Below are 13,908 nucleotides of genomic sequence, written 5' to 3' on the forward strand. Positions count from 1 at the left end.
GCTGAGAAGTTCACGGTGTTGGCGTAATTCCCTGTTCGAATGCATCTCACGAGACATGGATTCGAGGGCATATGACGAATGCTCGGCGGTTACAGCGGCAGGTTGATGGTGGGGGAAGTGCGCGTTCGGCAGCGCGAACACGATTGCCGGCGGGAGTGCTGACATATGTCGCATTCCTGCTGACGGCCCTCGGTCTGATACTTATCGGACCGGTAGCCGCAGGTTTCCTGATCGAGGCGAGTGGGGGCGGGGCCACCGGGCCGGGAGCAATCGCGGCGCTGATCGGAATGGCGACCTTCATCGCACTTACGCTGGGGGCCGGATCCTGGATGTTCTGGACAGCCAGGCGCAGCCCGGCCCGGGAATCACACTCGGGTACGTGATCGGCGCAGCAGAACGACTGCCCCGACGACGATGACGATGCCGACCGCGAGGAGGACCGAACCGAACACTGCGAGGAACCAGGCCTGGCCGGAGAACGCGGCAATGGTGCCCGGGAGCGCCAGCCAGATGATGGTGCCGAGGATGGCGGAGAACCATTCCGCGGGGCTGCGGCCGCGTTGCCATCCCATCGTGGCCAGTTCCGATTTGATGGATTCGCCGATCCGGTCGGGATCGCGGTTCCAGTGGTGCGGGGCCTCGCCCTCGCTGTTGGGCCAGTAGTACCGGAAGAACTGTGCGCGGCTGTGCTTTTCATTGAGCCGCAGGAAATAGCTGTAGGGGGTCCGCGTGCGGTCCTTGTCGTAGGGCCGTTCGACCCGCAGGCCGTCGTGGACCGAGCGCACGGTGTAGGGGCTGCCGTCGAGCACCATCCGCAGGCGGCTCTCCAACAGCACCTTCGCCGACGGAATCGGATAACTCACAAGATCATCGTAATCCAACCGAGACCATTTGTGCGGCAATCGAACTGGCGGGCACGAATCCATGGGGTGGCATTTCCGAATGCGATTGTCTCTCGATGCAATGCGGCGAATTATCAGCCTTGGCCGCCGAAGGTGGTGAGGTCGATGGCATCGGCCATGGCCTGATATCCGGCCGCGTTCGGGTGGAGGTTATCGGGGCCCGCATAGCGCGGGGCCAGGACGGAGGGGTCGGCCGGGTCGCGGAGGGCGGCGTCGAAGTCGATGACGCTGTCGGCGAGCTGCTGCCCGCGGATCCAGGAATTCAATTGCCGGCGAACGGGGTCGGCGGCGGGGAAGGTGAGGATGCCGTCGTTGAGGGCGTTGGCGGCAGGCAGGATGGTGCCGAGGTGGACTCGCAGACCGGCGGCGTGCAGTCGGCCGATGAGCTCGGTGTAGCCGCCGACCAGTTGGTTGTAGTCGGCGCCGATCGGGATACCCAGGTCGTTGATGCCCTCCAGGATGATGACGTCGGTGACGCCGGGCTGGTCGAGCACATCGTGCTGGAGCCGGGCGGTGGCGGCGGGACCGAACTGGGGGATGAATCCGTCTCTGGTGACCCGGTTTCCGGAGATGCCGGCATTGACGACGCTGTACGGCAGACCGGCCTGATCGAGCCGCCGCTGTAGGAAGTCGGGGTAGCGCTGGGCATGGTCGACCACCCCGGGGTCCTGCGGAAGGCCCAGGAAGTTCGAGGCGACATAGCCGTCGGTGATCGAATCACCAAGGGCGACAATGGTGCTCACCGTCCCGGGCGCTCGGACGTCGAGACCGGACAGGAACGGCATCGAGGTGGTGTGCAGCGGCAGACTCGCCCCGGCGGGGTCGCCGGCCGTGTCTCCGGCGAACGGGAGACTGTAGAAACTGGTGGCGTTCGCGTCGAAATGCTCGGTGGGCAGGACGTCCGGACCGGCGACGTAGACGCTCACGGCCAGGGACTCGAAAGCGCCGAAGGACAGATCGATCGGATCGCTCACGACCTCACCCCACGCCGCGGCCGTCACGCTCGGGCTGCGGTCGAAGGTCACCTCGCGCATGGAGTCCGGCTGCACCGCAGCACCTTCGGACTGCTTGGCGATGGTGACATGAGCGAACTCGACCGGCGTGGGACGGGTGCGATTGGTGAGGTGGATCCGCACCGTCGCGCCGCCCCGATGCGGGGTCACGATCAGCCGGTAGGTCTGGTCGGACAGGTGCAGCTGCGGCGCCTCGGACGGATCCACGACGCCGAACGAATCCGACGGCGCAGCCATCCAACTGCTCACCCAGTGCCCGCCATCGCCCGTCTCGCCTGCCGATGCCTCGGCCGCGGCCGGAGCGATCCCGTGCCAGGCCATGGCCGCCAGCATCGCCACCGCGCCACCCCTCCTGCCGGCGTTCGCGAGACCGGACGGAGAGGTTGGGCGGCATCGCGGTGTCATGCTGGCCGACCCTAGCAATCCCTGTAATTCCTTACAGAGTTTTCGCCAAGAAGATCAGCTCACCGACAATGCCTCGCGCAGCACCGTATCGAAGCCGATCGGCTCGCGGCCGATCAACTCCGCCAATGTCGGGTCGACCGTGGCGAATTCACCGGCGCGTTCGGCGGCGAAGATATCCACCATCATGTCCGCCTGCCATCGCGGGGCACCGTAGCTCACCATCTGCTGCCGGAATTCCTCGTCGGAAACGGTGACGCGCTTGATGGTTCGGCCCGTGAGCTCGGCGGCGAGGGCGGCGACCTCGTCGAAGTCCATGGCCTGTGCGGCGGTCAATGGCGGTGTGGGACCGTCGAATCGACCCTCCTCGGCGAGGATCGCCGCGGCGAAGCCGCGGCCGATCTGCTGGAGCGGGGGGCCGGGACGCGGTGACCACTCGCGCGGTCGCCGACGCGGCCGGGTTGCAGCCACCGGCGATCTACCGGCTGTTCGGTGACAAGGACGGGCTGCTGGACGCCGTCGCGGAGTACGGTTTCGCGAAATTCGTGGCTGGCAAACGCATCGACCCCGACCCGGCCGATCTCATCGAAGACCTGCGGGCGGGGTGGGACCTCGCGGTCGAGTTCGGCCTGTCCAACCCCGCGCTCTATACCCTCATGTACAGCGAACCCGCCGGCGCCGGGTCGGCCGCATTCCAGGTCGGACTGGAGATCCTGCGCGGACGCGTCCGTCGGCTCGCTGCGGGCGGCTGGCTACGCGTCGACGAGCAGCCAGCGGCCGGGATCATTCACGCCACCGGCCGGGGCGCGGTCCTGACCTGGCTGTCGCTCCCGGAAGCTGACCGCAACCCGGCCCTGCTCACCGCTCTCCGAGAGGCCATGGTCTCCGCGGTCACTACCGAACAGCCTGCCGTTCGAGACGCCGGCCCGGCGGGCGCTGCTCGCGCTCTGCGCGCCGTCCTCCCCGAAGAGACAATGCTCACCACCGCTGAGCAACACCTACTCCGAGAGTGGTTGGACCGTCTCGCAACCGACCACTGACCGCGCCACGCAGCGTGGTCGGGACTCGACCGGGCGCTGCCATCCGCTCGTCGCCCCCGAAAGGGGTTGCGCCGCCGCATTCCTCAGGGCCGGCTGGTCGGTTGAGCCGGCCGAGGACTATGAGTTCATGGTGAGCACCGATTGGGTGACGCTGCGGTCGATGACCGGCTACCGGCTGGTCCGGCTGGCCGGAAAGATCGAGCCGGACCGATGGGACGAGCTGGTCTCGGTGTTCGCGGCGCAGGGCTGGAAATTCGGCGGCGAACTCTACGACGGCGACACGATTCTCGCCGAGGTCGAGCCTTAACCGATGTTCTTGGCGAGCAGGAGGTCGAGGACCCGGGTGTATTGGTCGGGGAAGTCCATGGGGACGATTCCGTAGTGGGCGGACTGGGTGGTGTGGGTGGTCAGGTAGTCGGCGAGTTTGGGCATGATCGCTGCCGCGTTGTCCTTGGGCCAGGCATTGTCGGCGAAGCTGGTGAAGTTGATGTACTCGAGGGTGTTGGCGGGGTCGGCGGCGGCCTTGTCGAGACAGGCCTTGACGTAGTCGAATTTGTCGCCGCCGGAGGAGCCGAAGTTCGAGGATCCGGAGTCGAGGCCGGCCAGGCCGTGGTCCTTGTAGTGGTCCTGGAGATAAATCCGGTCGGTGGTGAAGACGCCGTTGTCGCCGCCGGGCCATTGCAGGCAGCCCAGGGAATTGGCGAACTGGGCGATGAGGACGATGCGGCCGCGGGCCTCACCCAGCGCGGGGAAGCGGTTCTCCAGCCAGAACAGTGAGCGGTAGCCCTTGGTGTCGAGGTAGCCGTTGAAGATTCGCGCGAAATCGGCGCCCACGTCGTTATTGGTGCCGTCCTCCTTCTTGACCCGCATGACGAGGACTTCGCCGGGATTGCCGGCCAGGAAGGCCCGGCACTGGTCGAGCACCGTATCGAAGGTGATGCCCTGGTAGAAGCCGCTGTGGTACACGCCGAAGGAGTCCGCGGTGTGGTCCTGCAGGCCGTTGCAGCGGATGTCCAGGAAACGGATGCCGTGCGCGAATTGGTCCGGGAGCGACCAGTTCTGGGTGTGCGACCACTCGGTGCCGTTGGCGGCGCTGGTGCAGCAGGAGTCGTGGGTGCCGGGGATGGTGAGGCGCAGCAGGGAGGTGGTGTCGAGGAGCGCGGACATCCACGCCTGCGGTGATGCGCCGACGGTTCGCGCGTGCGGGATCGCCTGCGCCGCAGGGCCGGTCAGGCCGGTGGCGAGCGCGCCTGCGGCGGCGGCCAGGGTGGTGCGGGCGAAGTCTCGGCGGGTCAAGCTCATAGAGCGGGGAGCCTAACCTGGGCAATGGACCAAGATCGCCGTTTTGCCCGAATTGTGTGGTCAGCCCGGTTCAGTGGTCAGGGTGATGGTGGTCCAGCCGCCCACGTGGATGCGGTCCCCCTCCTGCAGTGGCACAGGCGTTTTCGGTGGGATGGGGTGGGGGCTGTCGTTGAGACAGGTGCCGTTGGTGGAGCCGAGGTCGGTGACCGTGAGCGTCCCGCCGTCGAGGTGCAGGATGGCGTGCGAGCGCGAGACCGCGATATCGGCGGGCGCGACCGAGAGGTCGATGGCGGGGTGCACGCCCTGCGAGACGCTGCGCTTGCCGATCAGGATATTGGGCCCCTGCAAGGGGATTCGGCGGTCGGGGTAGTAGTCGGGGAAGTCGACCCGCTCCAGATCGGGTCCCTTCTGCGCCTGCATGCGCGCGTAGTGCGCCCGGTCGGCGGAAATGGTGGCGACCCAGACCGGCGCTGCGGCTCCGTTCTCGACCGCCCCGGATTCGCCGCCGGTCGTCGCCGGCTCCGCGCTCACCGGTGGCGCGGGCGGAGGCGGCGGCAGCGCCGAGTCGTGTCCGCAGTTCTCGCAGAACCGACCCTCCGAGGGTGCTCCGCAGGACGGGCACATCGCCAGTTGCGGTGTGGCGCCACCGAATTGACCGCCCATCGGCGCACCACAGAAATCGCAGTAGTCGGTGGCGGTGGTCTCGTGCCCTTCTGTGCAGAGCGCCATCACGGCTCCTTGCGGACTCGGGCGGTCTTGGTGGAGCGGACGTCGAGGGCCATCTCGTCGGCGGGATCGATCTTGTTGCGCAGGCGAATGGTTCCGGTCCGCTCGTCCACCACGTCGACGACACTGAGCAGCAGCTTGGCGGTGTTCTCATTGCCCGACTCGCTGGCCAGGTGGTACGCGCGCTGGAGTTTGGCCGTGGCCGTGGCGAAGTCGCCCTGCTTGCGCGCGGTCAGGCCCTCCTGAACGGTCTGGGCCAGCTCGGCCTGTCCGGTGTAGTGCGCGACCCGGCGGCTGATGATCGCCGACTTGTCGGTATCGGTCGTCCAAACCGCCTTGACCAGACCCTGCCCGAGCACGTCGCCCTCGGCGAGCACGCTCACCCGCGCGGCCAGCTTCTCCCGATCCGGCGCGGCCGGCTCGAGCTCCAGCTGGATGTGATAGTCGCGATCCTCGGCGCCCCAGGAGCCCAGCGGATATTCGCCCACCTGCGGCCCGACCTCGGTGCGTCGCGCGGTGAGATCCTCGATGAACGGCGCGACCTGCTTGAGGAAGACGATCTTCGCGCCCACCGGTGTCCACACCCGCATGGTCAGGTCCGGAATCGCCTTCTCCATCGACGATTCCATCGTGGCCGCGAAATCCTGGGCCAGCAGATCCGCGGTCGCCACGGTGTCGATGGTCCCGTGCAGCGCGGAGGCGATGGGGCGCACCTCGTTCGGCTCCCAGTCCACCCCGACGCCACGGCAGTCGCAGGTGAAGACACCGATGGACTGGCGGATCTCCTCCGCCAGCCGCTCGGGCGTCTCGTGCTCGTTCTTGCCGTCAGTGAGCAGGATGGCGTGCACCATGGCCCCCGGGTGCTGCTGGGCGATCAGGCGCGACAGTCCCAGCCAGGTGCCGATCGCGGTGCCGCCGTGTGGAACCAGCTTGTCCAGCGCTCGCCGTGCGTTGGCGCGCTCCTGCGGGCTGGCCACCGCCGAGGGCCCGCGGTGCGGGAACACCACCTGCGCCTTGTCGGTACCCTCCACGATCGCGAACCGGGTGCCGTCGGGCATGACGTCCAGCGCCGCCAGCGTGGCCCGCCGGGCGCCCGCGAACTTGTCGGCCGCGCCCATGGACCCGGAGGTGTCGATGATCAGGATCTCGACCCGCGGCGGCGGCGCCACCGACACCACCAGATCGCCGGTGGCCTCGACGGTGACGATGGCGTCGACCGTGCGCACCCCCTCGGCGAGGAATGCGTTCTGGTCGATGGCTACCGAAATGCCTTTGTTCTCGGCGGAAGTCACGCTGTGTCTCCTGATGGTGCGAGGGACGGGACGGGTACGAGGGCGACGGTGATGTTGTCCTTGCCGCCCGCACCGAGCGCGTGCTCCACCAGGGCGCGCGCCGCGGGCAACGGCGCCAGCGAGCCGGTGAAGCGGGACAGGGCCGCTGCCTCGGGGAGGTAGTTCCACAACCCGTCGGTGCACACCAGCAGCACCCCGGGCGCGTCGGTGTGCAGGGTGCGCACGCAGGTGGGCGACCACTGGTGTTCGCTGTCGGCCCCCAGCCAGCGGGTGAGCACGTGCGCGTGCGGGCCGTCCATGGCGGTGGCCGCGTCCAGCACGCCGTTGTCGACCATGGCCTGGGCGAGAGAATCGTCGACGGTGAGCCGGTCGGAGTCGTCGCCGCGCAGCCAATAGGCGCGGCTGTCACCGACATTCGCGACGGTGATGTCCGCGCCGCCCTCGGCGTCGAACTGCACGATCGCCGAGACATAGGTGCACGACGGTGCTTTCCCGTCCGGCGAGCCGACCGCCTTGACCGCGTCGGCGGCGGCGGTGAGCCCGGCCATGACGCAGTCCTCGGCGGGCTGGTCCGCGGCGAGGGCGGCCAGGCAGGCGTCCAGCCCCGCCCGGGCCGCCGCACCCGAGGCGGCCTGCGGATCCTCGGAGGTCGACACCCCGTCACAGACCGTGATGACCGCGGCGGCCGGCCGATTCGGCACCGCGCCGTCCAGCACCGCCGCCGCGACCGCGTCCTCGTTGCGGGCGTGCAGCAGGCCGCGATCGGTGATCAGGCACGCGGTGCCCAGGTCGAATTCGAAGCGATCCCGTTCGGGCCCGAGCTCACCGCAGGTGGCGCAGTAGCCGTCCGGGTCGAATTCGGTTCCGCCGCAGCCGGTGCAGTCGGGCGGCGGACCGGATTCGACGGTGGCCGTGGCGCCGGTGGGTGCGAGCCGGGCACTGCGCGCCGCCTCGGCCACCGGCACGGTCGAGCCGGAGCCGGGCCGGAATTCCTTGGGCGGCAGCGCGATCACCCGGATGCCGAGTTTGCGGCCGCAGGCCTCGCAGAACCGGTCGGTATCGGCGGCGAAGGTGCCGCAGTGCGGGCAGCGGGCCGTCACAGCAGCGTCCTCGGGCGCACCGCATTGGCCTGCTCCACCAGGGCGATCCGTTCCCACATGTCCTCGGTCTCGTGCGCCAGGTCGCGATAACAGCGTTCCAAACCGGTACGTACCCCTTGTTGATCGAGCGCCACCCCCAGCAGCGGGGAGTGGTCGGTGGGCACCCTGCCCAGGCGCAGCCAGCGCAGCGCCGCGTCCAGGACTCGCAAACGGGCCTGCGCGGCACGGCGTTTCGAGTCGAGGGTCAGACTATCGATGCGTTTGCCGGCATCGCGAACCAATTGTTCGGTCAGCTCGGCGGGCTCGGCGACGGCCAGCAGCGTCTCGACCGCGGTGACCCCGGCCTCGGTGTGCACCGCCGAGGCGGCGTCGACCTGATCGAGCACCGTCACCGCGCCCGCCCGGTCGCCGGCCGCGCGCCGCAGCCGGGCCGCGCCGAAGGCGGCGCTGGTGAAGGAGCGGTCGGTGCGCCAGACCAGGTCGTAGTAGCGGGCGGCCCGCTCGCGCGCGGTCTCGGGGTCCAGTCCGTCCGCGGCCATGAGCTCGGCGGTGACGGCCAGGGCCAGCTTCGGGGCGGCCTCGCCCGGCAGCGCGCTGTAGAGGGCGTCGAATTCGGCTGCGGCGGCGGGCCAATCGCGCTGCAGCAGGCGGGCGAGGCCCGCGAACCAGGTCAGCCGCCAGTCGCCGGACAGCGTCTCGCCCACCGCGTCCAGTCGGCGCAGCGCATCGTCCGGATCGCCGAATTCCAATGCGGCTCGGATCAGCCGGAGCGGGATCTCCACCGACTCCTCGCGGCCGGTGACCACCGACTGCAGGCCCGCGGTGATCTCGCGCTCCAGGTCCTCGGGCGTGACCGCGCTGGTGGAGGCCAGCAGTGCCGCGCCGCTGTCGCTCGGGTCGACCAATGGAACCGGCAGCGCCGCGATGAGGGCGCGAGGATCACCGGGCAGCTGGTCACCGATGCCGAACACCCCGCGCGGTGGGCCGAACCGGGTGGACAGTCCCGACCGGGGTCGCCCGTCCTCGGTGGCCAGCACCTCGCGCAGAATGCCGGTGAGCTGATCGCCCATCTCGGTCATGGAGGTGAAGCGCGCGTCGGGCTCGATATCGGTGGCGCGCACCAGGAATCGGTACAGCGATTCGTGACGGGCCATGAGCGGTTCGAGCTCGGGACCGGGCAGCGGGCCGAGTTCATTGTTCACCGGCGGGATCCGCATGATGAGCGCCGCCAGCGTGCGGCCCACCGTGTACACCTCCGACGCGACGGTCGGCCCGGTCTGCGCGATCTCCTTGGCCTGGTAACCCGGTGTGCCGTAGATGGTTTCGTTCTGATCGTGCAGGCCGACGACCGCGCCGAGGTCGATGAGCTTGAGCTGCTCCTCGGTCTGCATGACATTGTCGGGTTTGAAGTCGCAGTAGGCGAGCCCGCGGTCATGGAGGTATTCGAGCGCGGGCAGCATCTCCAGGATGTAGGCGATGGCCCGCGCGGGCGGCAGATACCGCTGATCGGCCGTGCGCTGTTCGCGTAGTAGCTGTTTGAGCGATTTACCGCCCACGTACTCCATCACGATGTACCCGACCGGCTTGCCGTCCGGCCCGGTGTCCTCGGCGAAGTTGTAGATCCGCACGATATTCGGGTGATCGACCTGCGCGAGGAACCGCTTCTCCGCCACGGCCGCCCGCATGGCGTCCGCATCGCCGGTATTGAGCAGGCCCTTGAGGACCACCGGCCGGTCGTCGACCTTGTGGTCCACCGCGAGATAGATCCAGCCCAGGCCGCCGTGCGCCAGCGGGCCGAGCACCTCGTACTGGCCGCCCACCACATCCTGGCCGGACAGCTTGGGGGTGAAGGAGAATCGCGTCCCGCAGTGGGCGCAGAAGCCCTCGGCGCGACCGGGCTGACCATTGCGGCTGCGCCCGACCGGCCGATTGCACCTACCGCATTCGCGATGGTTCTCCGGCACCTCCGGATCGACGAGCACGGCCTCGGCCGGATCCCGGCGCGGCACCGACGGCACCTTGACCATGCCCGCGCCCAGCCGGCCGCGGCTGGCTCCGGAGGCTCCCGACCGTCCGGTGCGGACCGAGCGCCCGCTGCGGGAGGACCGGCCGCTGACCGTCGATCCCGTGCTCATCGCCGACGCGTGCGCGGTGGTGGCCAGCGCCGACGGCGACGCGGGCGCGCTGCCGCACACATCGCAGTAGCCGTCGAGAATCGTTCCGGTGCAACCGGGTTCGGCACAGCGGTCGGAGCCGACGGTGCTCGCCGCGCCGGCAGCGCTGGTCCCGGTCGGCGTGGCCGGCCCGCCCCCGGTGGCCGCGGGCGCCGCGCTCGGGGCGGTGCCGCAGACCGTGCAGTAGCCGTCCTCGATGGTCCCGGTGCAGCCGGGCTCGGTGCAGTTCATGATCGCCTCCCCGATTTCTGGTCGATGAGCTGGCGGTAGTCGGTGATGGCGCGGGTGACCGCGGCCAGATCGCAGGGCCGGCGCGAGAGCAGCCCCGCGGCGATGCGGGCGGCGGCGAGCACATCCTGGTCCTCGGCCACCCCCAGCCGGGCGGCCTTGGCGCGGTAGGAACTGAACCGCCCCTTCAGTTCCATCCGCCGATCGAGCAGGCCCTGCGCGAGTTGTTCATTGCGGGTCGCCGCGTCGAGCGCCCCGGTGATGCGTTGCCGCAGCTCCCACAGCACCGTGGCCACGGACGGATTGGCTTCCAGCGCGGTCAGTTCCGCGCTGTACACGGCACTGTCGTCCGGATGCCGGGGGAGCGGCGCGGCCAGAATGGTGCGCTCCACCTCGGTGCGGGCGCGATCGGCTCGCTCGTAGGTCTTGCGCAGTGCCTCGACCCGGGCCCGGGACCGTTCGATCGCCGCGTCCCAATCCGTCGCGATGGCCCGCAGTTCGGTCAGTACGGTCGCGGCCTCGCGCATGCGCCGGGACAACTCGCCCAGGCGACGGTCGAGCGCATCGGGTTCGAGGGCCAGGGGATCGGTGGCGACCTGCATGGCGAGGGCGTCGACATCGCTTGTCAGCGACTGTAATTCGGGAATCGACATGCCGGTGCGGCTCAGCTCCGCCTGCAGCGGCGCGATATCGGTCATCACCCGGGAGTGCACCGCCTCCACCGCGTCGAGCACCCGCACCACGGTCGGGAAGGCCGCGCGCATGCGGTCCAGCATCTCGGTGATGCCGATCAGCTCGATCTGCTCGCGCGGCCCGCTCAGCGAACGCTGTGACATCGGAATCGTGCTGCGCGACACCTCGACCGGCTGTCCGCGCAGCAGGCGCGTGAGCTCCTCCCGGTCCAGCGCGTCCAGGCGTCGCCGCCCGCGCGCGGTCCGGGCCTGGTCCAGCACGGTGCCCAGCCGCCCGAAGTCCTCCCACATGAGTTCCAGCGCCGCCCGCGCCGCCGCCCAGCGCTGCTCGGTGACACCGGTGGGCGGGAAGCGGCGCAACAGCACCAGCCCGGGATGCTTGTCCAGCTCCACCAGGGTCGCGGCGATGGTCTCGATTTCGCGTGCCCGCTCGGCGATTTCACGATCTATCTCGGCGACGCTGAGAATGTGCCCAGGATTCTCGTGCATGACCGGCTCAGTCGCTGTACTTGGGCGCCGGGGGACCGTTGGACGGCCCGAGCACGCTCAGCCGCTGGTTGTAGATCCGCTGCCAGGTACCGTCGGCGCGGACCCGCTCCAGCACGCCATTGACGAACCGCACGAGATCCGTGTTCTGCTTCTGCACTCCGATGGCGTACACATCGGTGGCCATGGCGTCGCCGACCACTTCGAGATTCGGGTCCTGGATCTTCAAGCCGTACAGCAGCGGCAGGTCGGTGCTGGCGGCGTCGACCTCGCCCTGCTGCAGCGCGGTCAGGCAGTCCAGCCAGTTCTCGATCCCGATCACGATGGGGCGCTGGGGAAGTGCGAACACCGCGTCCAGCGTCGTCGAGTTGGGGATGCCGCACACCTTCTTGCCGCCCAGATCGGCCGCCGAGCGAATGCCCGAGCCCTTGGTCACCAGCACCCGCTGGTCGGTCTCGAAATACACGGCGGAGAACTGGACCTGCTGGCGGCGCGCGCAGGTCGGCGTGAAGTTCTGCACGACCAGGTCGACCTCGTTCTTCGCCAGCGCATCCGCGCGATGGGCGGAGTCGATGGGACGCAGGTCCACGCGGCCCGGGTCGCCGAACAGGTCGCGGGCGATCTCGTGGGCGAGATCGATATCGAAGCCCTCGAGCTCGCCGGTCGACGGATTGCGGTAACCGAACAGGAATTGGTTCTGGTCCACCCCGATCCGGATCTTCCCGCCGGCGACGATGTTCGCCATCGTCGACTGGGCGGGCATGGACCCCGGCTGCGGTTGCGGACTCAGCGGCCGCAGGCTCGCGGTCGGGTTACAGGACTGGTCGGCGCGCTGATTGGGCGCGGTGGCGAGGACGGTGGCGCCCGCCGGCAGCCGGCTGCCGGACGGCAGCTGGAAGGGCGCGGCATCCGGCGTCGACCCGCACGCGGCGGCCAGCAGCGCCACGGCTGCCACCATCAGCATCCGCATCCGCTTCACAGGAACTCCTTCAACCGCGGCCACACCCCGACGACGATCGATCCCGCCGCCGCCAGCAGCAGCACCAGCGTGCCCAGCGGGCTCAGGGTGAGGGCATTTCCGGCCGTGTTCACATCGTCGCGCACTTCCTGGCGGGTGCGCTCGAGTTCGGCCTTCAAGGCGTCGTCGAGGGCGGTGAACTGGGCCGCGGATCCCGCGCCGTCGGTCTTGATCGACTGGTCGACCGCCCCGCGATAGTCGTTGGACTTGTAGGCGGCGAGCTCCTTCTGATGGCCGTCCTGCCAGCCCGAGAAGGCCTTCGACGCCGCGGAATTGCCGCTCAGCAAGCCGGCCAGATCCGCGCGCAGCTGGTCGCTGCCGGCGGTGAAGCGCTGCTCGCTGGCGTCGACGTCGCCGCGGGTGATGAGCTGCAACGTCTCCTCTGTGCGCGCCTGCTGGGCGAGAATCCTTGCCTGCGCGAGCCTTTCGAAGCGGGCGGTGGCCCCGGTGTCGATGGCCGCCGTGGTCGCGGCCGTGGTGGCGAGGATCCACAGCAGCGCTACCACCGTCAGACCGCCGGCCGTGACCACGCCCGGATTGATCCAGCGGTTGGTTCGCCGCACCAGAATCCACGAGCCGTAGCCGCAGGCCGCGAGCAGCAGCACCAGCGTGCCCGCGCTCCACCAGGGCAGCCCGGTGATCGCGCCCTGATCGCTGTGCAGCTGTGCGAGGCGAATGTGCTCCAGTTCGCCCGCGTCCTTCAGGATCGAGCCCTGCATGAGCGCCGACGCCTGCCGCAGATACGCGGAGCCGACCGGCAGGCCCTGCCGGTTATTGGCCCGCGCCGCCTCGACATAGCCGGTGTAACTGGGCAATTCGGCCGAGATCCGGCCCAGGATGGTGCGGGTCTCGGCGTCCGCGGCGCCGGTGGTGGCCTCCGCGAGCGCGGCGGCCGCGTCGGTCAGCGCGTTCTCGTAGCGGATCCGCACCTCGGGCGACTCGATCCCGCCGGAGAGATAGGCCGTGGACGCCGCCGCGTCGGCCGTGGACAGTGCCACGTACAGCCGCTGCGCGGCATTGGCCAGAGGTTCGGTGTGTGCCAGGACGGTGTCGTGGCGTGTGATCTTGGTGCTCTGCTGCTCGGCGGTCACCAGGCCGCCGAGCAGGGCCAGCAGTGCGAGGGCAGCGCCCACCGCACCGATGACGCCGGGCGCGGTGCGCACGAAGCGTCGCGTCCATTGCATGCCCCCGCGAGTGATCGCCGCTGAGCGACTGCGAATGGTCGCCGGTAAGCGACTCCTCAACTCCGTTTCCCCCGTTCGACCGGCCGGTGCTCCCCGTAGCCAGATCGTACGGTAGCGATCGCACCCTGTCGATCGAGTTCCAACCGGTCGGAATTCGCTGAGCGGGTCCATCATTTCGAATGCACGTGCATTCATGACCGGACCATGAAATCCAGATTTAACCGCGTGTAATCGCCGGGAAATGTTCCGGCACAACACTTGGTTCACCCGATGTGACCTTAGACACCTTATGTCACAACGTAATTTAGTGCTGGAGCGAGTCTGGTGCCTGCCCGCTCCGCGGTGAGGT

13 protein-coding genes are annotated in these 13,908 nt (G+C 69.1%); 2 read left to right on the plus strand and 11 right to left on the minus strand.

Going from position 1 to position 13,908, the window contains the following annotated elements; all coding sequences use genetic code 11:
* Positions 1 to 365 precede the first annotated feature (365 nt).
* The 3 genes from ACWEQQ_RS06955 to ACWEQQ_RS06965 form a co-directional block, all read right to left on the minus strand.
* Positions 366 to 863, minus strand: coding sequence for a hypothetical protein (locus ACWEQQ_RS06955; RefSeq protein WP_452338979.1), 498 nt, complete (start codon positions 861 to 863; stop codon positions 366 to 368).
* Between the two features lie 113 nt (positions 864 to 976).
* A complete protein-coding gene (locus tag ACWEQQ_RS06960; protein ID WP_452347692.1) occupies positions 977 to 2,248 on the minus strand; it encodes a GDSL-type esterase/lipase family protein in 1,272 nt (423 codons plus the stop codon).
* A gap of 126 nt (positions 2,249 to 2,374) precedes the next feature.
* The gene (locus ACWEQQ_RS06965; RefSeq protein WP_452338978.1) at positions 2,375 to 2,653 is read right to left on the minus strand and encodes a hypothetical protein; all 279 of its coding nucleotides are present in this window, start codon (positions 2,651 to 2,653) and stop codon (positions 2,375 to 2,377) included.
* 92 nt (positions 2,654 to 2,745) lie between these two features.
* On the opposite strand from ACWEQQ_RS06965, the gene ACWEQQ_RS06970 reads away from it, so the two are divergent.
* The gene (locus tag ACWEQQ_RS06970; RefSeq protein WP_452347542.1) at positions 2,746 to 3,357 is read left to right on the plus strand and encodes a TetR/AcrR family transcriptional regulator; all 612 of its coding nucleotides are present in this window, start codon (positions 2,746 to 2,748) and stop codon (positions 3,355 to 3,357) included.
* A 127-nt stretch (positions 3,358 to 3,484) separates the two neighbouring features.
* On the plus strand, positions 3,485 to 3,664 hold the full coding sequence (locus ACWEQQ_RS06975) for a hypothetical protein (protein WP_452347543.1): 180 nt from the start codon (positions 3,485 to 3,487) through the stop codon (positions 3,662 to 3,664).
* On the opposite strand, the gene ACWEQQ_RS06980 is transcribed toward ACWEQQ_RS06975, so the two are convergent.
* From ACWEQQ_RS06980 to ACWEQQ_RS07015, 8 genes are read right to left on the minus strand one after another with little or no spacing between them, the layout of a single operon-like run.
* Positions 3,661 to 4,659 carry a phosphatidylinositol-specific phospholipase C gene (locus ACWEQQ_RS06980; RefSeq protein ID WP_452347544.1) on the minus strand — a complete coding sequence of 333 codons (999 nt, stop codon included), beginning with the start codon at positions 4,657 to 4,659 and terminating at the stop codon, positions 3,661 to 3,663. The genes ACWEQQ_RS06975 and ACWEQQ_RS06980 overlap by 4 nt on opposite strands.
* 60 nt (positions 4,660 to 4,719) lie before the next feature.
* The gene (locus ACWEQQ_RS06985; protein WP_452338975.1) at positions 4,720 to 5,388 is read right to left on the minus strand and encodes an FHA domain-containing protein; all 669 of its coding nucleotides are present in this window, start codon (positions 5,386 to 5,388) and stop codon (positions 4,720 to 4,722) included.
* Positions 5,388 to 6,677, minus strand: a complete 1,290-nt coding sequence (locus ACWEQQ_RS06990) for a vWA domain-containing protein (RefSeq protein ID WP_452347545.1) — start codon at positions 6,675 to 6,677, stop codon at positions 5,388 to 5,390. Before ACWEQQ_RS06990 ends, ACWEQQ_RS06985 begins: the two co-directional genes overlap by 1 nt.
* Positions 6,674 to 7,777, minus strand: coding sequence for a phosphatase (locus ACWEQQ_RS06995; RefSeq protein ID WP_452347546.1), 1,104 nt, complete (start codon positions 7,775 to 7,777; stop codon positions 6,674 to 6,676). Before ACWEQQ_RS06995 ends, ACWEQQ_RS06990 begins: the two co-directional genes overlap by 4 nt.
* Positions 7,774 to 10,182 (minus strand): tetratricopeptide repeat protein, encoded by a 2,409-nt coding sequence (locus ACWEQQ_RS07000; RefSeq protein ID WP_452347547.1) that lies wholly within the window; start codon positions 10,180 to 10,182, stop codon positions 7,774 to 7,776. The genes ACWEQQ_RS06995 and ACWEQQ_RS07000 overlap by 4 nt, the downstream gene beginning before the upstream one ends.
* Positions 10,179 to 11,360, minus strand: coding sequence for a hypothetical protein (locus ACWEQQ_RS07005; RefSeq protein WP_452347548.1), 1,182 nt, complete (start codon positions 11,358 to 11,360; stop codon positions 10,179 to 10,181). The genes ACWEQQ_RS07000 and ACWEQQ_RS07005 overlap by 4 nt, the downstream gene beginning before the upstream one ends.
* Positions 11,361 to 11,367: 7 nt before the next feature.
* Positions 11,368 to 12,327, minus strand: coding sequence for a glutamate ABC transporter substrate-binding protein (locus ACWEQQ_RS07010; protein WP_452339036.1), 960 nt, complete (start codon positions 12,325 to 12,327; stop codon positions 11,368 to 11,370).
* Between the two features lie 5 nt (positions 12,328 to 12,332).
* Positions 12,333 to 13,559, minus strand: a complete 1,227-nt coding sequence (locus ACWEQQ_RS07015) for a hypothetical protein (protein WP_452338970.1) — start codon at positions 13,557 to 13,559, stop codon at positions 12,333 to 12,335.
* Positions 13,560 to 13,908: the final 349 nt, after the last annotated feature.

This window comes from Nocardia sp. NPDC004123, assembly GCF_053603795.1.

Bases quoted from the DNA above. Each gene is read 5' to 3' on its own strand.
- ACWEQQ_RS07005 (WP_452347548.1), bottom strand. From the start codon at position 11,360: ATGCACGAGAATCCTGGGCACATTCTCAGCGTCGCCGAGATAGATCGT.
- ACWEQQ_RS06960 (WP_452347692.1), bottom strand. From the start codon at position 2,248: ATGCTGGCGGCCATGGCCTGGCACGGGATCGCTCCGGCCGCGGCCGAG.
- ACWEQQ_RS07000 (WP_452347547.1), bottom strand. From the start codon at position 10,182: ATGAACTGCACCGAGCCCGGCTGCACCGGGACCATCGAGGACGGCTAC.
- ACWEQQ_RS06980 (WP_452347544.1), bottom strand. From the start codon at position 4,659: ATGAGCTTGACCCGCCGAGACTTCGCCCGCACCACCCTGGCCGCCGCC.
- ACWEQQ_RS06985 (WP_452338975.1), bottom strand. From the start codon at position 5,388: ATGGCGCTCTGCACAGAAGGGCACGAGACCACCGCCACCGACTACTGC.
- ACWEQQ_RS06975 (WP_452347543.1), top strand. From the start codon at position 3,485: ATGGTGAGCACCGATTGGGTGACGCTGCGGTCGATGACCGGCTACCGG.
- ACWEQQ_RS07010 (WP_452339036.1), bottom strand. From the start codon at position 12,327: ATGCGGATGCTGATGGTGGCAGCCGTGGCGCTGCTGGCCGCCGCGTGC.
- ACWEQQ_RS07015 (WP_452338970.1), bottom strand. From the start codon at position 13,559: ATGCAATGGACGCGACGCTTCGTGCGCACCGCGCCCGGCGTCATCGGT.